The sequence below is a fragment of the Dolichospermum circinale AWQC310F genome, assembly GCF_000426925.1.
Taxonomy (GTDB): Bacteria; Cyanobacteriota; Cyanobacteriia; order Cyanobacteriales; family Nostocaceae; genus Dolichospermum; species Dolichospermum circinale.
Map to the genome: position 1 here is coordinate 38,535 of NZ_KE384676.1, position 20,616 is coordinate 59,150.

Annotated in this window: 23 protein-coding genes and 1 pseudogene; 13 read left to right on the forward strand and 11 right to left on the reverse strand. The window is 35.5% G+C overall.

All coding sequences use genetic code 11. The features are described 5' to 3' along the window. Positions 1 to 1,551: pseudogene (locus tag ACIR310F_RS26125) on the reverse strand (hypothetical protein); the annotation flags it as partial. A gap of 125 nt (positions 1,552 to 1,676) precedes the next feature. Then, positions 1,677 to 2,183, reverse strand: coding sequence for a hypothetical protein (locus tag ACIR310F_RS0109205; RefSeq protein ID WP_028083592.1), 507 nt, complete (start codon positions 2,181 to 2,183; stop codon positions 1,677 to 1,679). A 402-nt stretch (positions 2,184 to 2,585) separates the two neighbouring features. Here ACIR310F_RS0109205 and ACIR310F_RS0109210 point away from each other — a divergent pair, with 402 nt between their 5' ends. Beyond that, a complete protein-coding gene (locus tag ACIR310F_RS0109210; protein WP_028083593.1) occupies positions 2,586 to 4,142 on the forward strand; it encodes an AAA-like domain-containing protein in 1,557 nt (518 codons plus the stop codon). Positions 4,143 to 4,183: 41 nt separating this feature from the next. Here ACIR310F_RS0109210 and ACIR310F_RS0109215 read toward each other — a convergent pair whose 3' ends face one another. Continuing rightward, positions 4,184 to 4,552 (reverse strand): hypothetical protein, encoded by a 369-nt coding sequence (locus ACIR310F_RS0109215; RefSeq protein ID WP_028083594.1) that lies wholly within the window; start codon positions 4,550 to 4,552, stop codon positions 4,184 to 4,186. A 90-nt stretch (positions 4,553 to 4,642) separates the two neighbouring features. On the opposite strand from ACIR310F_RS0109215, the gene ACIR310F_RS0109220 reads away from it, so the two are divergent. From ACIR310F_RS0109220 to ACIR310F_RS0109240, 5 genes are all read left to right on the forward strand, one after another. After that, positions 4,643 to 4,861 carry a hypothetical protein gene (locus ACIR310F_RS0109220; protein WP_028083595.1) on the forward strand — a complete coding sequence of 73 codons (219 nt, stop codon included), beginning with the start codon at positions 4,643 to 4,645 and terminating at the stop codon, positions 4,859 to 4,861. Beyond that, on the forward strand, positions 4,854 to 5,249 hold the full coding sequence (locus tag ACIR310F_RS0109225) for an aspartyl protease family protein (RefSeq protein ID WP_028083596.1): 396 nt from the start codon (positions 4,854 to 4,856) through the stop codon (positions 5,247 to 5,249). Before ACIR310F_RS0109220 ends, ACIR310F_RS0109225 begins: the two co-directional genes overlap by 8 nt. A 199-nt stretch (positions 5,250 to 5,448) precedes the next feature. Beyond that, entirely contained in the window at positions 5,449 to 6,000 is a 552-nt protein-coding gene (locus ACIR310F_RS0109230) for an REP-associated tyrosine transposase (protein ID WP_028083597.1), read from the forward strand. Between the two features lie 426 nt (positions 6,001 to 6,426). Further along, positions 6,427 to 6,891: a TFIIB-type zinc ribbon-containing protein gene (locus tag ACIR310F_RS0109235; RefSeq protein ID WP_028083598.1), complete on the forward strand. Its 465-nt coding sequence runs from the start codon at positions 6,427 to 6,429 to the stop codon at positions 6,889 to 6,891. A gap of 286 nt (positions 6,892 to 7,177) precedes the next feature. Further along, positions 7,178 to 7,573 (forward strand): hypothetical protein, encoded by a 396-nt coding sequence (locus ACIR310F_RS0109240; protein ID WP_155963720.1) that lies wholly within the window; start codon positions 7,178 to 7,180, stop codon positions 7,571 to 7,573. 254 nt (positions 7,574 to 7,827) lie between these two features. Here ACIR310F_RS0109240 and ACIR310F_RS21915 read toward each other — a convergent pair whose 3' ends face one another. The 5 genes from ACIR310F_RS21915 to ACIR310F_RS25455 form a co-directional block, all read right to left on the reverse strand. Beyond that, the gene (locus ACIR310F_RS21915; RefSeq protein WP_155963722.1) at positions 7,828 to 8,961 is read right to left on the reverse strand and encodes a hypothetical protein; all 1,134 of its coding nucleotides are present in this window, start codon (positions 8,959 to 8,961) and stop codon (positions 7,828 to 7,830) included. Positions 8,962 to 9,124: 163 nt separating this feature from the next. After that, entirely contained in the window at positions 9,125 to 9,868 is a 744-nt protein-coding gene (locus ACIR310F_RS0109250) for a hypothetical protein (RefSeq protein WP_028083600.1), read from the reverse strand. A gap of 282 nt (positions 9,869 to 10,150) precedes the next feature. After that, complete coding sequence (locus ACIR310F_RS0109255; protein WP_028083601.1) at positions 10,151 to 11,920, reverse strand: hypothetical protein; 1,770 nt, start codon at positions 11,918 to 11,920, stop codon at positions 10,151 to 10,153. A 195-nt stretch (positions 11,921 to 12,115) separates the two neighbouring features. Continuing rightward, positions 12,116 to 12,334, reverse strand: a complete 219-nt coding sequence (locus ACIR310F_RS0109260) for a hypothetical protein (RefSeq protein ID WP_028083602.1) — start codon at positions 12,332 to 12,334, stop codon at positions 12,116 to 12,118. Continuing rightward, a complete protein-coding gene (locus ACIR310F_RS25455) occupies positions 12,331 to 12,498 on the reverse strand; it encodes a hypothetical protein (RefSeq protein WP_155963724.1) in 168 nt (55 codons plus the stop codon). The genes ACIR310F_RS0109260 and ACIR310F_RS25455 overlap by 4 nt, the downstream gene beginning before the upstream one ends. Positions 12,499 to 12,563: 65 nt before the next feature. Here ACIR310F_RS25455 and ACIR310F_RS0109270 point away from each other — a divergent pair, with 65 nt between their 5' ends. Next, positions 12,564 to 13,244 (forward strand): hypothetical protein, encoded by a 681-nt coding sequence (locus ACIR310F_RS0109270; RefSeq protein WP_028083603.1) that lies wholly within the window; start codon positions 12,564 to 12,566, stop codon positions 13,242 to 13,244. A 23-nt stretch (positions 13,245 to 13,267) separates the two neighbouring features. After that, positions 13,268 to 13,732 carry an HU family DNA-binding protein gene (locus ACIR310F_RS23605; protein ID WP_051289531.1) on the forward strand — a complete coding sequence of 155 codons (465 nt, stop codon included), beginning with the start codon at positions 13,268 to 13,270 and terminating at the stop codon, positions 13,730 to 13,732. Positions 13,733 to 13,804: 72 nt separating this feature from the next. Here ACIR310F_RS23605 and ACIR310F_RS24230 read toward each other — a convergent pair whose 3' ends face one another. The 3 genes from ACIR310F_RS24230 to ACIR310F_RS0109290 form a co-directional block, all read right to left on the reverse strand. Then, a complete protein-coding gene (locus ACIR310F_RS24230; RefSeq protein WP_028083604.1) occupies positions 13,805 to 15,289 on the reverse strand; it encodes a Calx-beta domain-containing protein in 1,485 nt (494 codons plus the stop codon). A gap of 69 nt (positions 15,290 to 15,358) precedes the next feature. Further along, positions 15,359 to 15,943 (reverse strand): hypothetical protein, encoded by a 585-nt coding sequence (locus ACIR310F_RS0109285; RefSeq protein ID WP_028083605.1) that lies wholly within the window; start codon positions 15,941 to 15,943, stop codon positions 15,359 to 15,361. A 58-nt stretch (positions 15,944 to 16,001) separates the two neighbouring features. Beyond that, entirely contained in the window at positions 16,002 to 16,238 is a 237-nt protein-coding gene (locus ACIR310F_RS0109290; protein ID WP_028083606.1) for a hypothetical protein, read from the reverse strand. A 221-nt stretch (positions 16,239 to 16,459) separates the two neighbouring features. Between ACIR310F_RS0109290 and ACIR310F_RS23615 the strand changes: the two genes are divergently transcribed. From ACIR310F_RS23615 to ACIR310F_RS21930, 5 genes are all read left to right on the forward strand, one after another. Further along, the gene (locus tag ACIR310F_RS23615; protein ID WP_028083607.1) at positions 16,460 to 19,489 is read left to right on the forward strand and encodes a DUF5906 domain-containing protein; all 3,030 of its coding nucleotides are present in this window, start codon (positions 16,460 to 16,462) and stop codon (positions 19,487 to 19,489) included. Positions 19,490 to 19,492: 3 nt separating this feature from the next. After that, the gene (locus tag ACIR310F_RS0109300; protein ID WP_028083608.1) at positions 19,493 to 19,717 is read left to right on the forward strand and encodes a hypothetical protein; all 225 of its coding nucleotides are present in this window, start codon (positions 19,493 to 19,495) and stop codon (positions 19,715 to 19,717) included. After that, positions 19,710 to 19,868 (forward strand): hypothetical protein, encoded by a 159-nt coding sequence (locus ACIR310F_RS25460; RefSeq protein ID WP_155963726.1) that lies wholly within the window; start codon positions 19,710 to 19,712, stop codon positions 19,866 to 19,868. The genes ACIR310F_RS0109300 and ACIR310F_RS25460 overlap by 8 nt, the downstream gene beginning before the upstream one ends. A gap of 105 nt (positions 19,869 to 19,973) precedes the next feature. After that, a complete protein-coding gene (locus ACIR310F_RS0109310; RefSeq protein WP_028083609.1) occupies positions 19,974 to 20,252 on the forward strand; it encodes a hypothetical protein in 279 nt (92 codons plus the stop codon). A 4-nt stretch (positions 20,253 to 20,256) separates the two neighbouring features. Beyond that, positions 20,257 to 20,616, forward strand: a 360-nt coding sequence (locus ACIR310F_RS21930) for a DUF5131 family protein (RefSeq protein ID WP_035367805.1), incomplete at its 3' end; no start/stop codon positions are given.

Below are 20,616 nucleotides of genomic sequence, written 5' to 3' on the forward strand. Positions count from 1 at the left end.
ATAAATTCCTCTTTCATATAAATCATTTGCTAAATCATTAGCTTGCTTCTGAAGTTCTGCTATCAAACTTAATAAATCATTGACTTTTCTAACGCCTTCTGTATCTTCACATCTTGCAAAACACTCTTTTAACTTCTCAAAATATTCTCTATCTTGGAATGTTAAAACTGAGCCTATAGCCTGTAATAAATTATTATCATTATTATTTGCTATCACACCTCGCAATTGCAACCAATACCGAACAGAATAATTTAACTGTTCCCTAGCCCAAGATTTATCAGGTAAATGACTTAAACTATGAGCTAAATCTAAAACTAATTCAGGAATCAAAGCCGATCGCTCATTAGCAAGAGATTGATAAACCCCTTGATAATTAGAAAAAATTCCGCCAATTATCTGCTTATCCCCCACTACCAAATCAGACAATAATTGAGGTAATAAGGGGGTCACATCATAATGAATGAGATAATGAATATCAATTGTGAGACCTGCAAATAAAGCATGAACTGTAATCAAAAACTGATAAAAAACATCAAAATCTTTATTGTTTATCTTGTAGCGACGCGATAAATCGCTAGTATCAATACCAAAGCTTTTTAGTTGTTCCTCCTCTTCTAATATTTCTAAATTGTGAGTATCCAATTCATTAATTAACTTGGGATTTTTTCCCATTTGAATAAGCCGATCTCGATCTGGTTTCCACTTAATAGCACGCGATTTAGCAGAGTCATAAAGAATATTTGTATAAGGTAATCGAGCTAAAGCCGTTCCATATTTATAGGTAGTGTCTCCATAACCCCAATAAGCAACCCGAAAATTAAGATAATCCCCTTCAATTTCCGATTCCAAAATCACAAGAGGCTCAGATTTTAGCATCTCAAAAAGCACTTTAATACTAGAGCCACCATGATATTTATTACTATCCCAAGCCCCATCTAAAAATTCAACAGGTCTGATTGGACTATGGTGAGAATAGTTTTTATCTAAAAATTGTCGTAAACCCTGAGCTAAAGTATTCTCCATTTTGGGTACTTGAGTTGCACTGCCAAATTTATCAAAGTTCACCTCTGGAGGGGCAATAATTACTTTCAAAGGAGGGCGATTATCACTGACAGGAGAGTTGAGAATTAAAGACGGAACAATTCTCAGCGGCCAATTTTCAAAAAGTTTATTAACTTCTGGTAATGCTAGGGTTGTCTCTCGCTGTTGAGCAGCTATTTTTAATTGAGTTTCACGGGTAAACTCTGCTAACTCTAGTTGCAGTTGTTTCTGTCTGTCAAATTGCTTTAAATCAGATGCTTCTCTTAGTTCGTTTCTAAGATGCTCTAATTTTAGTTGCATCTCCCCATTTTTATCCGCTAACTTTAGCTCTTTGTCTCGATTTTTATCCGCTAATTTTAATTGCGTCTCCTGATTAATTTTACTTATCCATACTTGACAGCCACTAGAAATAAGGCTAGACGCAATAGAAGCAGTAGGAGATATGAAATCAGCCATCTCAAGAGTTTTTTTCGGTTGATTGGGTTGTGTTGGAATTGGTAAATCTGACATATAATAAGGTTGTAAAAAGTAATAAAATTTATGTCTTTAAACCTATTAAAAAATCTGCTAATTTTGACATTATCAAAATAAATTTAATCTATCAAATTTAGCAGATAGTAAAATCAGAAAAAATCTCATGATTGATTCAGATTTTCAGCCGCTTTTTGATGGTAATAGTCTGCCTCTTTTTGCAATGAATCAGCCATATCAAAAGACCCATCATTTGCCCAACTTGCGGCTCTATCCTCGAAATGTTTTGCCCAAGATTCATTATGAGCCGCTTCTGCATAATCTGGTGTCGCCTCACGAGGCATCACCTCAGTATGAAAATTGCTTGTGGATAAATGACTTTCAAAACTAGGCGTTTCGATATAAACAGAATTGTGCAAATTATCAAAGTTAGACTGGAAATCAGCACCAGAAAAAGAAACGCAATCAGAATGTAAGATTGTGTTTGGGTGCAAATCGGTTAAAAAACTGTGAGAATGTTGGTCAATCCCCTGAGAGATTAACTCAAAATGACTGGAATAACTTGAATTAAAATCTTGATTGATATCACTGAAATTCTGCGCTGCATGATCAATAACCGCATCCGGTAAATGATGATTACCGACGATTTCCCCATGATTTAATGCGTCCATCTGATTCAGCCTTTAGTTAATAAGAACATAGTATAGTATAACAGAGTATCATGAAAAATACAGCGGTTTCCGATCTGATGAAGTACAAAGTTGAATCATGAAACTCTTGTGGTGCGGGCATCTTGCCCGCTAAATATGTACCTCATAACACCGGGAAGTGCTGTATCATACAAGGATACAAACTCAAATGAAAAATTGATCTAGTAACTTAGTAATTACCGAACCCCTGAATTTACCCCCCGGAAATGTGGAAATTGTAGTCTGACCAGCTACCCTTGATCATACCACAGCCGCAACCAGTAAACCTTTTTGGAATGCCAGATCGTCATTTTTCCAAATTCCAATATATCGGAAGCATAACAATTGTGTAAACTTAAAGAGTTCCCTAACTGCTAAAATCTTATGACTCGCTGGTTTAATATTGCAGGTCCCTGTAACCCTAAAAAAAACTATACACTCTCAACCACCAGTCGTTTACCCGACTTATCAATGTTAATTGAACAAGAAAGTTACTTTGTCCTTCATGCACCACGACAAACGGGAAAAACCACCGCCATGTTATCCCTAGCAAAGCAACTTACTGATACAGGAAATTATGCCGCAGTCATGGTATCAGTAGAAGTAGGAAGTGCATTTAATCATGATCCTACAGCCGCAGAATTAGCAATTTTAGGAACTTGGTATAATACAATTCAAGATAGTTTACCTGAAGAATTACAACCACCTGCTAAACAATGGCAACAGGAAGAACCAGGAAGCAGAATTAAGGCTTTTTTAAGAGGTTGGGCAAAAGCTATAAATCGTCCTTTAATATTATTTATAGATGAAATTGATTCCTTACAAGATCAAACATTAATTTCAATTTTACGACAATTAAGAGATGGTTTTCCTAACCGTCCAGAAAATTTTCCGACCTCAGTAGGATTAATTGGTTTACGAGATGTGCGAGATTATAAAGTAGCATCCGGTGGTAGTGACAGATTAAATACTTCTAGTCCTTTTAATATTAAAGTTGCTTCTATAACGATGAGAAACTTTAATCTTGAAGAAGTAAGAGAATTATATCAACAACATACAGAAGCAACAGGACAAATTTTCACAACAGAAGCTATAGAAACAGCTTATGATTTAACCCAAGGACAACCTTGGTTAGTTAATGCTTTAGCTAAAGAAATTGTCGAAAAAATGGTGAAAGATAGAAATATTGCGATTACCAAAGAACACATTTTACAAGCGAAGGAAATATTAATTGCTCGTCAAGATACTCATTTAGATAGTTTAGCTGAACGGTTAAGAGAAAAACGAGTTAAAAATATTATTGAACCGATTTTAGCAGGGCAAACATTACCAGATACTCTAGCCGATGATCGCCAATATTTAATTGATTTAGGATTATTGCGACGTGATCCGATGGGGGGATTAGTTATTTCTAACCCTATATATCGGGAAGTTATTCCCCGTGTTTTAGTCCAAGGAACTCAGGATAGTTTACCTTTAATTAGTCCTAGTTGGTTGACTGCAAATGGTGAATTAAATATTGATGCTTTATTAACAGCGTTTCTCAAATTTTGGCGACAGCATGGAGAACCATTATTAAGTAGTGCTGCTTACCATGAAATTGCACCGCATATTGTATTAATGGCTTTTTTACATCGTGTGGTTAATGGTGGGGGAATTTTAGAAAGGGAATATGCCATTGGTAGTGATAGAATGGATTTATGTCTGCGTTATAAAGATGTTATTTTAGGAATTGAATTAAAGGTATGGCGGGATAAAAAACGCGATCCTCAAAGTGATGGAATTGAACAATTAGAATCTTATTTAGGGCGTTTGGGGTTGGATTTTGGTTGGTTATTTGTGTTTGATAGGCGGAAAAATGCTTTACCAATGGAAGAAAGGTTATCAACTGAGGTGGTGGTGACGGAAAATCAACGTCGAATTACTGTGATTCGGGCGTGAATATTTTTAACAGCAGGATATCAAGGTTAAGAGATGGGAATTTAAACCAGAACTCGTGCCATTTCCCTAATTCGATTTGCCCAGGTTTGAGACAACGTGGAAATTTCCAGACGACTAGAATCACTTGCCCAAGTTGATAACCAATGAATATGCCATTTGGATAATTGACGTTGTATTTGAGCTAATTCAAAGGCATTATCTACATCTAAATCAATGGCTGTCAATTCTAAAAACACTTTACTTTCTCGAATAATCTCAAGTACCGCTTCTCCATTAAATTCATCTAAACTGAGAGATGCCATTTGTAGAAAGTTCTGTGCTAATTTTTCCAGACGTACAGAAAGACGATAGCTTCGCTCGCCTTCGGCAACACAACGAAAGGTAATTTGTTCTACAGTCCAGTTATTCATAAACCTCCTAATAATTTGTGGATGATTTGTTTCACTTCCGAACAGATCGCTTATGATAAATGTATTATTGTATATCTCAAAGTTTAAAATATGTCACTCGCTGAGTTAATTCCTCTGGTCAACAATCTAAGTCAGTCAGACAAGTTATCACTCTTCAAACTCCTAGCCACACAAATCCCAGACGCTGAACTACAAGTTATTTTTTCTGCTTCAGAATACCCGATTTGGTCGCCATATCACGCAACGGAAGCTGCAAACATTCTCATGCAGATGATTCAGGATCACCAAGAGGTATCTACTGATGCCTAGTACAGTTGAGTTTCCCTTTAATGATGATGAAGCATTACCCACAATTCCTATCATTCTGAGTTATGCAAACTCTTCTATTTCTGCAAATGCACTGCTGGATACTGGGTCTACTGTCAATGTCTTACCTTATGATATTGGGTTACAATTAGGCGCAATTTGGGATAATCAAACTGTTCGCTTGCCATTGGCTGGAAATCTGGCAAAAGTTGAAGCACGGGGGTTATTTGTGCAAGTTCAAATTGGGAATCTTGAACCCGTTCGTCTAGCATTTGCCTGGGTAGAAACCTCTAATGTACCCTTAATTCTTGGGCAAACTAACTTTTTTCGAGAATTTGATGTTTGTTTTGAAAGATCGCAATCCACAATCAAAATTATCCGAATTGATTAGCGATTGCACTAACCCAATATTAGCGATCACAGTTAATCACAGTTAAAGAAGTACAAAAAAAGGAAGTTGAGCGATCGCACTACATCATAAAATTTTGCTGTTTCTCGGATTATAGTTTAACGATAAATGTTTTTACCAAACCAATATGACAATACAATAAATAAAAAATAAACTTAATTTCACTCATACTAACTCCATAATGCCTAATTATAGAAGACCTAATGTTTCTGGAGGTACATATTTCATCACACAAGTCACTTATCAAAGAGAATCTTGGCTCTGTACTGATATAGGGAGAAAATCTCTTCGAGAAGCAATAGAAAAAGTAAGGGAAAAATATCCTTTTTGTATTGATGCTTTTGTTTTATTACCTGATCATTTTCATTGTTTGTGGACTTTACCCCCTGACGATAAAGACTTGTCGGTGAGATTGCGCTTAATTAAAACTTATGTCACCAAACATTATGGACAAGAATTAGGGGTTAATCGGGAGGTTTCTCAATCACGACAAAAGCGAGGAGAAAGTAATCTTTGGCAACGTCGGTTCTGGGAGCATTTAATTCGGGATGAACGGGATTTTGCGCTCCATTGTGATTATATTCATGATAATCCGGCTCGACATGGATTGTGTGAAAGTCCCCAAGATTGGCAGTATTCCAGTATTCATCGGTTTATCGCTGAGGGAATTTATCCAACCGATTGGGGTAAAGATAGCAGAAAGGAAAAACCTCAAGGATATTGGGACGATTAGTAGGGTGCGTTAGCGACAGCGTAACGCACCGAAAATCAGTAAATAATCATAAATTTGGTGCGTTACATTTGTGTGTATTTGATGGTGCGTTACATTTCATTAACGCACCCTACAAGATCGGCGATCGCACTACAGAGTTGACGGATCTGTTCCGTACTGGGAAACCGATGATCCCGTTAATCCAAATGAATCATCTTCCTTAACGCATTATATTTTTGGTGACAACGATGAAATTATCGGAAAGGTATATTTTGAAAATTTTGAGTTTGTTGGACGAGATAACAATAACGTCAAATTTTGGGAGACAAAATGCCAAACAAAATATTTAACAAGAGAAGCGATTGAAGAGATTGAAAGAGGCGAATATTGTCATAGTGTCAATGTTTTCAAAAAGGGATTTTTAAACATTTCCCCAATACAAATTAATTGGTTGCCAAATTATTAGGTGCTTCGGTGAAAAAAACAATCAAGCTATCTCTTTCCCCGCAGGCGATTCCTACGGAGCGCTTCGCTATCGCCCAACTAGAATCTAAGGCTGAAAATAGCGGGTATATGTGGGGAAAGAAACCAAATGTATCCGCACTTGTTGAAGCCTGGGCAATGGGTGAATTGGACAAGAACATGGAAGAGGCGATTCCTACGGAGCGCTTCGCTATCGCACAAGCACAATCTTCACTCAAGGAACTGGCGAAAGCTACAGGTTGTAAACACCCCAACCCAGAATTTAACGAAGAGTTTGGTTTTTACCAATGCCCTTTGTGCGGTGAAGTCTGGGCTTTTGATGAAGATGATCCGGATTATAAGGAGAACCCACAACGGGTAACTATAGAAACCGACAATCCCAAGTTTGTAGCCGCACTAATTGGCGGTAAGTTTGATGAAGTAATGTAATTTTATGCCCCAGTAATGGGGCATTTTTTATTGTAGAATTAAGCCACTGCAAGCAGTTCGCATAAATTAAATATTTCAATATCAAGAAAAAAATTTAGGCGATGAACACAGGAATTTAATCGGGCAATAGCGAAACGCGACCTAGGAATTGCATAAAAGTTAGAAGTTGTTGGTAAGAAGTTCAGAGTTATCGGTAAGAAGTTTAGAGTTATCGGTGAGGACGTACTTCAAGGTTATCGTGAAGGCCGCTAACGCAGATTTGGTTGTTCTTTTTTGGTTTACCATCATGGTTAAACAACCCGATTCCAACAAACCAGTTACCGCCTCCATTCCCGCTAAAGTTCCTGCTATGACTATTAAGTTAGTTAGCAAGGATGATAAGTTCAGAAGCATTATTATAGATGCTTTTAGGATTTTATCGTGGGAACAGTTTAGGAGTGAATATAAAGTAACTGGTTTGGATGGTTACGCAAAGTTTTATGAACTTTGGTGTGATCATGAAATTCATAGTATGAGTTTCAAAGAACTTCAAGAGTTGTATGACTCACTTGGCTATAGTATGTCTGATTTGGTGAAAATCAGAAATGACTATTATGCCAAGAGAAAGAAAGTTACCAATCAAGGTAGCCAAGAGATTGAGAGAGAAGACGAAGGCTTCTCAGATGATCCGATACCTTATTAAGGTAATAAAAAAAATTCTGATCTAATTAATTAGATTAGAATTTTTTTGTTTAAAGGCGTATCTAATTAATTTAGATTAGGCTTTTTTTTATTCTTCGCTAAAGATTTGTTAGTAATTTATAGTAAATATTTATTTATTATAAATTACTAAATTATTTTCTTTGTTGTTTTTTTAATTAAAATTATCTTTTTTGTAATTGCAAACAAACGCCCGGCGAGTTGGTAAAGAGGCTGAAGCTTGAGTACAGCCATAAATTACTTAAAATTCAGCCATTCATCAATCTGCCACTGCGGTACGGAAGGATCAAACAAAATCACCTCACTGACCATTCCACTTGTTCTGTTAAACGCAGTAGCATAAATCTTCATGGTTTTAGTCATTCCCACTGGATAATAGGGGTAGTAAGATTGTTTTACACATCCTAAAATATGAAACCCTAGTTGGACTTTAGCACCACTATATGCCATGTCTGCACATAATAATTGTTTACCATTAAATGTATAAAATGCTATTCTGATCTGAACTTCATGACCATTCCAAATTTTTCCATCTTTGTGCATGGACCATTTACCCTTATTCACGGCATAAAGGTGTAAAACTTTAGATTCACTCAATTTGATGTCTCCTAACTCAGCTACAATTTCGTCAGCGAACAGGGTAAAAACTAAACCCGCACTCCCAGAGGATGCCTGATGACAACCCCGCCAATAAGCGGCAGCCCATGACTCTACTGTAAATGATTTACCGTCAATCTTTGTACTCAATATTTCATCTTTTTTTGATTTAAACAACTGTGAAACTTCCCTGATTTTGGTTGAATCACCATCATTCGCGTCTCTCCATTCAAAAGCATCCGCCATAGCAGCCCTGTATTGACTTCTGACTAAAATAGCTTCATATATTTGTTTTTCGTCAACATTTACTTGTGAGAATAAAGTAAATTCATAGGGTTCAGGTGATATTTCCTCTGGTAATTGCGGAGTTTTGTACCAAACATTAACGAATTTAACTATTCGGCTGATGGTGTCTTTAGCTTGTTCTTCTACCTCACATGGTCGGATTCTATAGCAATCTTTGCTTTTAAAGTCCTTCAACCATGGGGCTTGTGAGTTTTCTATGCTATCTAAATATTCTTTGACTGCATTCAATCCATTAACATTATTTGGATACGCAGATTTAAGACTATCAACAGCAATTTGAACTTGCTGAGACAAGAAATCAATAATGGGCATTTCTCTGGGAGATTTTTGTTCACCACCGGGAGGAATTAACAAAACAATTCCCTCTACACCAGCAACTCGCGCACGGGCTAAAAGCGAAGCTACTACCCCTGTTAAGTCAATCATGCTTTTAATTGCTATTTGCTGCAAGTTTCCTTGTAAAGCCATTTTAGGAAACTTTACTGTAACTGGCGCTTTTTTGAATTTTTTAATAGCATCTGTCAGATTTGGGTAAGATTTTGTATTAATGAGTTGCAAAAAATCACCATCGGTAATCAGAAAATAATAAAGAAAGAGACTAAATCCCTTTCTTTATGACTTTGTTAATCTACTAAATCTTTCCCCATTTGTGACTAAAGCAACTAACAGGACATTTTCCGATTACTTCAAAAAATTTCTCTGTGTTGTTATTAGTGCTACTAACTCCAGATCCAGTTCCTCGTAAGGGAATAAAAAGTCTGTAAAGATCGCCACTGTGTTTTTGAATTGTTACTTTCATTCCTAAAAATTTTGATAATTCAGATCGCAAAAAATCTGTACTTTCTGGATCAAAACCTTGAGTGTTAAAGTAAATTCCTTTATCATGCCAATTTCCATCGTCTATATACCATCTCAAAATTAAATCTTTTGTCAAAACTAAATCTTGTGGAACAATCTTTTTACCGTCTGGATACCATTTATTTCTTAACTCTGTAAATAGATTATTAGATGGACTTCTAAAAGAAACACGATGGTATGATTTATCTGTTCTTTTGTCATATCTATCACCTACTTGTAGCTTGCAAGCAGCAAATGACTCTGTGTTATTTATAATCCATTGAGCGTAGTCTTCATATTTCGTAACAAAGTTGAAAGTAGCATCTCGATTACAGTCTTTTCCTGTTACAAAAATACTTCCATCACCTAGCAAGTGACCTTGAATTAAATCCATTTCCTGTTTAATGCAATTTGTCAAAAGCACATCACTGTGGGGATATCTTTGGCGATGATGACCAAACTTTTTTACAAATTCGCGGTAGCTTTCATTCTTGTAAGAAAATAGACTCTCTTGCTCATATTGCGTTTTTTGTGGCATAATAATTTTGCTCCTATGTTGGACAAACAACTAATGGAGTAGTCGTCTTGACTGAGTGTTGGTTCACTCTTTCAAGGCGCATTTACTATTTTTAGTATACACTATTTTATTAAAATTCTGTAATTTTAATATTAAAATAAACTAATTGCAAAATTATTTTTTATCTAAAATTTGATTATTTTGCTTTAAATGAATTGAAGTATTAAATATATTTCGTAATACTACTTTAGGTGCATTTGACCATTTCTTTATATCTTGTATTTTCAAATTTTATAGCCATAACTAAAATCCCATGAAATCTAAATTACGAATTTGTTCATCTACAATTTTAGACTGTTCTTCTGATAATATGATAGGCTTTCCCTCTGTATAATCAAAACATCTGCAAAGTTTTTTAGTAAAGAAACTGTGATCATGTGTCATTACTATTAAAGAATCATAATTTTTAAATGTATTTTCGTACATTGAATTTATTAATTTATCAATATCTTTCATGGTGTCTGAACCATCAACTCCAGCACAACAAATGTCTGGTTCTTGTTGATTTTTCGCGTAACCTGCTATTACTATAAAATCGCCTAACTTGGTTTTTTTGGAGTATTCTAACGCCAACATTATTATTGCACCTGCGGCTATAATGTAAGCAGCGCAAGCTATTAAAACAGAATATGCACCTGTGAACATTCCTAATTTATTAAATATTCTGGGTAAAATACTGGCGACAGATTTAAAAATATCAGCTACTAAATATTTAATTTCATCTACTCCAGATTGTTCTAGATTCTTGAGTACAATGGATGCAGTTATTTCCTTGATAGCATCAAAAAAATCCTTTGGGATTCCGACACCTTTTAATACAAATGTTGATAAAATACTTTCAGCAATTTGTTTAACGATGTTAGCTACATCAACTTTAGTGGGTGAATCAACAGAAGCTATTGCACCATAAGAAGCAGTGACGGGATTAAAAAGTCCTTTTAAATTATCATTTTGATATCTGGGAAATTTTAATAAATCATTAATAAATACCAATTCTTTAGATTTTATTCTAGTTTCTTTTCTTGAAGATTTTATTTCTTCGTTTAATAGTTTAAATTGTTTTTTAATTTCTCTAGCTTCATTTCTAGCTGCCGTTAATTGCGGTCTTACGGTAGCGTAAATCGTAGTTTTTTCTTTGGGAGTAAAGTCTTTTGATTGCACAAATTTCTGGGCAAATTTCCAGACTTCACCGATTATCTTTACAAATTCTACAAAATTATTTACTATTGAAGTCCAAATTTCTATGAATTGCTCTATTCTAGAGAGAACAGTTAATAAAAATCCTTCAATATTTTCCATAACATTTTTAATCATTGACTCTATTAAACTTTTAGCTGCGTTTAATGAAATATCTATTGCTGATATTACAGGAGAGGATATCAGCATATAAAATTCAGATAAGCCAATTATGGGTACATTTAATAATGAATCTTCAACTTTTTTTTGATTGTCATATAGTGTTTTAAGAATACTTGATATTATATTAACGATAATCTGGAGTAATTTGTGTAATAATGCCGTTATTGCCGCTCTCAAAGTACCCCATATTTGTAATAACATAGCCCGATTACTATTCTCCATTTCTGATAATTTATTAAAAATATCATATTTGTCGCCACTGAAATTTGCATTAGCATAATATTCGTAATCTAATATTGTGTTATTAACTTCTAAGAGTGCATCATAGTTAGCTTTAACGAAAATATCGTCATTATCTAATGCTCCTTTGTTCTCTCTTGAATTAAATGCTCTATTTACTCCATAGGATGATTCTAATATTTCTGCTGCAATATTTTCTATGTGATATTCTTCTGTATCCTCAGTAAAATAATCTAATAAAGAATACAATGGTTTTAATTCTTCTTTAGCGAATTGAATGTGGAAACGTGAATCAAGCCAAGAGTTTCCTGTGGACAGCGCGGAAATTACATCGTCTGTTACCATCAAGTTATTTTTTTTATTCCAAAAACCATTCTGTATTTCTGACAATATTTTTTCTGACTTGGTAGACATATTTTATCCTCTGTGATTAATGAATTAATAACTTTATAACATATTTTTGTTCTGTACTCAAGATTCAGCCTGTTTACCGACGCGCAGCGGGAAACTTAAACGAAGAACACCAACCAAAAAGTACAAAAAAAAAGCAACGATTCACTTGCAACCGCTGCCTAAAATATTAAGTATTAAAAAGATTTAAGTAATCTGTTAGATTTCAATTAACTGATTCAGTGCGATAGCCATTTTTTCGGCTTGCTTCTTAGTAATATTTGTTTTAATGGTGGTGAGCAAACCGTGACTTTTAAAGGATACTTTCCACCATTTTGTACTCGACACTGATGATTGCACCGCATGGAATTTACCATGCTCCAAAGTGTCTCTTTTAGCTTCAAAATCTGCCCATTGAGTATAGCTTACTTCCATCATTCAAGATTCTCCCTAAAATAATTTTCTTCCTGCAAACAGACTATATAAGCCTCTTCCTTGATATCATCACATTCATTTTTTACTTTTTCCTGATTAGGTAGAAAAATACCTATTCCTAGCATTGCTATAATAGATATAGCTAGAGCAATAATCGCTGTTTTCATGTCAATACTGAAACTTTATTCTTTTATTTTAATCTTAAAATGTAGAATTTTATTACAGAATTTTTATGAGTCAAAATAATCAAAATACAGAGCAACAGCAGTTACCTAAAATACTGGAGTTAATGGCAATTGAACAAACTCTATCTTTAGTCGTTGATCTCGTTTTTCCGATTGCGATGACAGCCATTTTAGCTTATATAAACGTTCAAATTAAAAATATAATTCCTTATGTAAAAGATAAAATTTCTTCATTTGATAAACGAAGTACACCACGATTAACTATTGAGCAACAGACTAAAATCAATGAATATTTGAGATATATTTTGAATCATTCCTATGTCTCTAGAGTAGGGTTATACTGGTTAAACAATCCTAAAATAGAAGATGATAACGACATTATGGCAGATTCATATTCTCTTTGGATTGAAGCTAGTGATACTGAGGAATATAATTCGGTTAATTTAAGCTTTGGATATGTGTCTCTACAATTGAATACTATGAGACAATCTAATACTGATTTTGCATTTTATAAAGATGCAGTTAGCGGACTTATTTGTCAGGTTTGGCTACGTCACCGGAAAACTAAATCCTATGGCATTTATAAAATAGGTGATATTGGCTTTATCTTTCTTGAGCAATCTAAAGCCACCTTTTTCAAAAGATTAGGTTACAGACTTTCTCGTAAATACGACCCTAACTATTTAGAATATTGTGATAGGATTAGAAAGATTATCTTTAAAAATTGATAGCGAAGCGCTCCGTAGGAATCATGAACCCAAAACTAATTCAATATATCCAATCCTCTACAGGATTTCAGGAAAATACCATTAAGCTAGTTCTTGAATCGTTCAAAAATTATGTTCATCTACAGCTTGCTCAAAAATACGTTTTACCGCTCAAACAATTTGGAGTATTTTCTACCAAATATGTCAAACCCAGAGAAGGTAGAAACCCCCGTACTGGTGAAGCTTTGAGCATTCCGGGTAGATATCGTCCTTATTTTAGATTCACTGGTGACTTCACCATTTCAGATGAACCTTTAGAAGGTGATTCTGGCGTTTTAGCTGAAACTAGTTCTAAAGAATGGCTGGTTAAACTTGGACAGGAGAATAAGATAATTTCCCAAGATCATCTTCTCAATTATTCAGTTAGCCCAAAAACTCCGGTCTGGACTGAAACCAACGGTTGGGTATTAGCTGGGGAAATTGAAGAACTGGAACATCTTTTTCCTTAATTTAATGCTGATTTGCAAATATGAAAAATTTGTAAATCAGCAGTCAAAAACGTTAGATTAATACTGTGTAAATCAGTTTAGATAAGTATTTGTCTCTGGATTGAAGCTTCCATTATATCTTACGGCTTTAGTCAGCCGTAAATGTGAGAGATGGAATTGAGAATAGGAATTATAAGGAGCATTAACTGCATTATTTCCTATTACTATTCTACTTCCTGTCAAACTTTCGCTATTGGTGAATAAGACTTTTGGATCTCCATTCAAAAACCAAGAATAATTATTTTCATTCCTAACAAGCGCGTGATGCTGCCAATTATTTGCTAATTGCTCTAAACCGTTGACTGATCCATTTTGTCTCCAAAAAGAGAATTTGCCACCAAAATCTGAATAAGCTGGATTCCGTGTTTGCATATCCCCCAAGGAATAACTGTTATTCCACCCCATAATACCATTTGGAGATGCAGTAAAAGGATACACCCACATTTCTAGGGTGAAATTATCACTTCCTAGAGTATAAATACTATCTATTATTGTTCCTAGACAGCTATTTATACCATCAAAATATATTGAGCTTCCATTATATTTTGATTGCGCCGAAGATAATTGCGCTTTTCCAAAAGCATTAATATTTTTGGAATTTGCCGAGCTATCAATTATTGATAATGCAATTGTTGCCCCTGAACTGATTAAAGTACCTACGGGAGCATTATCAGTTCCTCCACAATTCCAGATGGTTATTTGTGTGCTACTTGGAACTCCAACCACAATATAATTTCCCGCGCCTCCGCCAATTCTGATGGCTCTATCGGCAGAAGCCCAAGAGTTGCTCTCAACATCAATAATAATTTGCTGATTTACAGGAGGAATAATAAAATTAGCGGCTGTATTTGTGTTGGTGACCAATGATGATTGATCAGCTTTTAGAAATAAAACCACGTTATCAGCAAAAGGATCTATGGATGGATTTGGGTTAGGATTTGGGTTAGGATTTGGGTTAGGATTTGGGTTGGGATTTGGGTTAGGATTTGGGTTGGGATTTGGGTTGGGATTTGGGTTGGGATTTGGGTTAGGATTTGGGTTAGGATTTGGGTTAGGATTTGGATTAATTGCACTTATAAAATTCTTTAAGTCATTTAATTTTATTCCAGTATGTTCATTAGATACTATGGCTATTATTGTGTCGTTTGTTGGTGTTACTAACAACGTTTCCGCTTTATCAACAATAATTAATTCTGTTGTTTTTACTGGAGCGTATTTTGCGCCTTTGATTGTGGATAGTTTTAATGATATTGATTCTTGACCTTCCACGATTGAATCCTGAACCACTGAAATCGGAACTAATTTAATACCTCCTTCGCCCGCTGCCCATGTTAAAGTCGCGGATATTTTTGCAATATCAGCGGGTATTCTTGCCGACGACGCGGTAGATAATACTTTAACTGAGGCTATTCCATCAGTTCCTCCGGTTCGTGAAACTGCAACTGCATCACCTATAAATATGCCATTTTCGGCGATTGTATAACTAGGTTTGGTGAACTGTAAAATACCTGTAGACATTTTATTTGATTCCTTTTAATAAAAATGATGCCCGTCTCAGACGACGGGATTTTTGCTTTTTAAACAATTCTAGCTTTGTACCAAAATTGATTGTGCGATCACGATTCCATCAGTCGCTTCGCCGATAATCATTACAGTTTTGTAAACGTCGTTTGGTGCGTCAACGTAAACAACCTTAGAATTATCTAATTGGTTAAAGACGCTTAGTAAATCTAAGGTAAAATCCAATGATTTAACTGCGGGAGTTAAATCATTCAATACCGCTGCTGGTGTTTTGGGCGCAACTGTTCCGCCTGTGGGAATTAAATCAGGAAATAGAGAAAAAGCATCTGAAATAAAGTCAGCGATCGCCGCTTTATTTCTAACAGCTAAAGCAGCGCTTAAAGTTTCAATGGCAACTGTTCTGGTTTCGGGAACAACGTAGCCAGTGGGTAACATCCCATCATCTTCTAAATCTTTCTTAGTTTCACTTTTTCTAGCACTTGCATCTAAGCTAAGATATCGTTTGTTATCTAGAGTTTTTGATGCACTAGTTCTGATGGATAATGGAGATCCAAAGCTTGATTCTGTCTTTTCAAAGTCGTTTCCATCATCTCTAACAATCTTATTTCTTAGCAAATTGGATGCTTCTTTACGAGTAAGAGTAGTAGGCATTTTTATTATTTGTAGCTTTTTAAATATCCTACCACAGAAAATTTTTTATTGTCAACTTTTAAGGCGCTTTATACATCTCTCTTTTCTCTATCGCTATTTCTCTCTTGTTTATTATTACAAATTTTCCTTTTCCGTATGTTTCTAATAACTTTACCCAATTCATGGCCACTTCCCAGGTTAATAATTTCGCCTCTCTTCTGTTGCTAAAAATCACACTTGCTCTTAATCCTTTCTCTGTAGATTTTTGATAATCGCAGAGATACCCAATACCTAAATTATAGATTATGTAATTCATGGAACAAACCATCTGTGTGTACTAATTTCATTAAAACATTGACCTTTGGCAGATGAAAAACTAAATACGTCATTATGACGTTTTTGCCCTTGAAAACCCCTTCCTTTAAAAATTTTGTCAACTTATAATAATGAGATATCAATAAAAACCTTACACCACAAGGTTTCCAGCTTTTTGCACATCGGCAAAATGGCTATATCACATAAGGGAGAATACTGCAAATGATTACAAGCTTACTACAACCATTTTCGATTTTTGATCATGTCACCAAATTAGAAGTAGTTCGTGAGACTGCATCAACTATTCGCGCTATTTGCCCGGTATGCGGTGGCAATAATTTAGAGGTTCAGAAGGTAGGGAATAAATCTGGCAGATACGCCTGTTATTCGGGCGGTTGCACCACTGAACAAATTAGAAATATTATTGCGCCATTAGAGAGTGGTCGTGGCAGTGGCCGCAGGGAAAAAAGATTAAAAATAGTAAATGAGCGGATCATCCCAGTAGATCTGCCAGAAAATATTGAGATTATTCCCATTCTTGATCTCGTGCCGATTTCTTCGGTGATCAAGGGTAACAAACAAGAGACAATTTATCACTACAGTGATTCTCAATGGGTATTGCGATCAGATTTTTATGATGAGAATGGGACTAGAACTCATAAGACAACTAAACCCTGGCATATAAAAGATGGTAAAAACATTAATTCTAAGGGTGATTTGCAATGGCCAATTTATCGTTTATCCGAGATTCAGAAGCTAGGACGTGATAAGTGGATTTGTGCTTTTGAAGGGGAAAAATGTGTGGAATCAGCCCGGACTATGGGAATCCTCTCAACGACTTGGATGGGATCGGCTTGGAACATAGATGACCTATCTAACGGCATAAAATCTCTTTTAGATGCTGGTATTAAAGGATTGATATACTTTCCTGATAATGATGAGCCTGGATTAAAAAAAGCCGCGCTAATCAAGAAAGCAGCGGCCAAACAGGGCATCTCTTTACTAATTGTACACCTCTGGGATATTTGGGAGCAATGCCCCGAAAAGGCTGATATAGCCGATTTCATAGCTTCTCAAGAATGGGATCATCAGAATTTTATTGACAAAATGAATAATTTAGTCAGGATATCTGCTGATCGTTTCTCTTTAGAATTTGAGGAAATAAAGAAAAGCGGTGGCGGAGGCGAGATTCCTAACATTACTGCATGGTGTGAATCTCAATTCTCATCATTAATCGCAGATGTAATTAGAGATCAATTATCTTATGATTCTCTGGAACAAAATTGGTATGAATACGATAACAAGGGAATCTGGATTAAAACTAATCCCGATATGGTGCTACTCACCTGTGAATCAGAAGTCAAGAAATATGTCTGGTTATTTCCCGACAGTTTGGGTAGGCCTCATAGTATATCTGCGAGATTTTTACAAGGCATTGAGAAATTATTAAGAGGAAAACTTGCTAATAACTGGACTGAAACACCAGGACTAATGCCATTCACCAATGGTGTATTGGAGTTAAACACCATGAAGTTATTACCACATTCCCATAATAATTTTCTCAAATGGATTTTACCCTATGAATATAATCCAGTAGCCACCTGCCATCCTATTGAAAAGTGGTTCAATTCTCAGGTTAAGGATGCCGGCACTATTGAGGTATTGCGTGCTTATCTTTACGCAATTGCTACGGGGAAATATGAATGGCAGCAGTATCTGGAACTAATCGGAAAAGGAGGAACTGGCAAAGGAACTTTTATGCGATTAGCTCAGGCTTTGATTGGCATTAAAAATACTCATTCCACAAGATTGGCCCGATTAGAAAAATTACAGTTTGAGCCAGCATCTCTAAAAAACAAACGTCTTTGTGTCATTGCAGACAGTGACCGGTTTGTTGGTGAAGTAAGCATACTCAAGTCCCTCACGGGGTCGGATCTAATTCCCTATGAAGTCAAGAAGAAGCAATCTGAGTCAGGCTTTATTTTTCAGGGCATGGTTTTGATATGCGGAAACGAAAGTATTTCTACTTCTGATTATACATCAGGATTACAGCGGCGGCGGATCTCAATTAGATTCGATAAACAAATTAAACGAGATCAGCAAATATCATTAATAGACTTTAGATCCGATGGTTCTATGTCTGGGGAATTTGTCCCCTACCTACCGGGATTTGCGAATTGGGTCTTGGGAATTGGTGAAGCACGTGCCAAAGAGCTATTAAAAGATCATTGTAAATTTAGTCAGGATTTAAATAATCAAAATAAGTCCATGATTGTCGAGACTAATCCACTGGCGGCTTGGGTAGATGAGCAATTGATCTTAGAACCCAGACATAAAACCTATGTAGGCATTGCCAAACAGATTAGAGTCTCCAGTGGGGAAATGGGGAATACAGAGTCATGGATCGAATACAGAAACGTAAATACCTGGCTTTATCCCAATTATTGCAGCTACGCTGAAAACACAGGACTTAATCCACTTTCCCAGAAGAGATTCTCTAGTTTATTGCTGGACTTGCTAGATGCTCAATTAAAATTACCCATCATTAAAGGGGGCGATCGCAATGGCTCGTACTTCATGGGAATTAGGATTAGGCAGGGTGAGGATTTTAATACACCGACCTTGATCACAAATTTGTCTGACGAAAGTGTTTTAGAGCAAATCGAATACATTTCGGATACTGAAACTTTGAAATGTGATGGATTGCGTGATGGGTCTGTGATGGATAATGTGATGGGTCAAAGCCTTATATATCAAGGAAGTGATGGATGTGATGGTAAAATAGAGAAAATTCAAATCACAACAGAAAATCAAAGTATGAATCTAAGTGAGAATACGATTGCATTTGAAAACGAAAATTCCGACACTTTGCCATCACACCCATCACTCGAGGAGCAATATCCTGTGGGAACATGGGTGAAACACACTTCTGGCATCGGATTTTTACCACCATCTTTCTATAAAGTCGTTGGCTACAAAGATGGATATGTAATGGGAGAAAACAAACACGGGATTTCTAGTCTTTCTGCTTCTGGATGCAGCCAACCTACAGCTTTAGAAATTGAGAAAATAGAGTCTAAGCCCGCTGCTTCTAAGGCTATTTCGATAGACTCTGTTTGCGTCTACTCTGGAGAAAAATACATTGTCGTCGGATTCGATTCTAAAAAATCAATGATTAGCATCAAACCCTTGGCTAATAAAAACGCCAAGCCGCAAAATGTAAGTATTAAAGCTCTCAAATTTGAGGATTGATTAATGGTTGATTTGTTTAAACATTGTAATCAAGAGGTTATTGTTGATCAACGAGAGGAACTTAAAGCCCACTGCACCATGCTAATTGAACATATTTATGAGCATAGGTATGCTATTAAATTGCTATTGGCTGCTGCCAATTTACTTGAAACAATTGCTGATTACAAGGCTAATCGGTCTGGTAATTTTGTCAAAAAATATTCTAAACAAGATTTGTCTGATGATTGATCCAAAAATGGTGATTGAAAGTAACTTGATGGTGGTGAAGTTTCAGTTAACTTTGCTCACCATCAGGGAAAATGATCCTGCTAAAATATCGCAAATTGATATTGCCATAGACGATATCAATAGAATCATTGATTTAATTGAAAAACTGTGAATGGCTGAAAACTTTATAGCGTCATAATGACGTTTTTAGTTGAAAAGTTTGAATAAATTTGAAACATTTGATTTATAATTAAGGTGTGAATCAAAATATTTTCCCATGAAAAAATATCGAATTGATGATGAACTAATCAAGCCTGATTGGTGGATTGATGAAGATAGCTACGAAAGTCAGGAGCTAAAAAAGATAAACAAGAAAAATAGAATCTGGGTTGAGGAAATCGTAAAGATTTTCGGCGAAATTCACTACACCGAAAAATATAGCTTGATGTCTAGAAATAAATTGAAGAAATTGAAATTGTGGATTGAAAGACCTAAAGCTCCTTCCATACTAAAAAAGAATATAGAATTTACATCAGTTTTTGCCTTCAGGAGTTAAATCTATGTCCAATACAAGAACAGGGATTGAGTGGACTGATAAATCTTGGAATCCTACAACTGGTTGTAACAAAGTTAGTCCAGGTTGTGTACATTGTTACGCAGAATCTATTACTAAACGCTTTCCTAATAACTTTAAAAATGGATTTGATTTAACTCTACATCCAGAAAGATTGACAGAACCTTTAAAATGGCGTACTCCCAGTAAAATCTTTGTTAATTCCATGAGTGATCTTTTTCATGAAGAAGTACCTTTAGATTTTATTCAACAGGTATTTAAAGTGATTCAGGATACTCCTCATCATATATATCAAATATTAACAAAAAGACCTGAAAGATTAGTTGAATTAGCGCCACATCTAGAG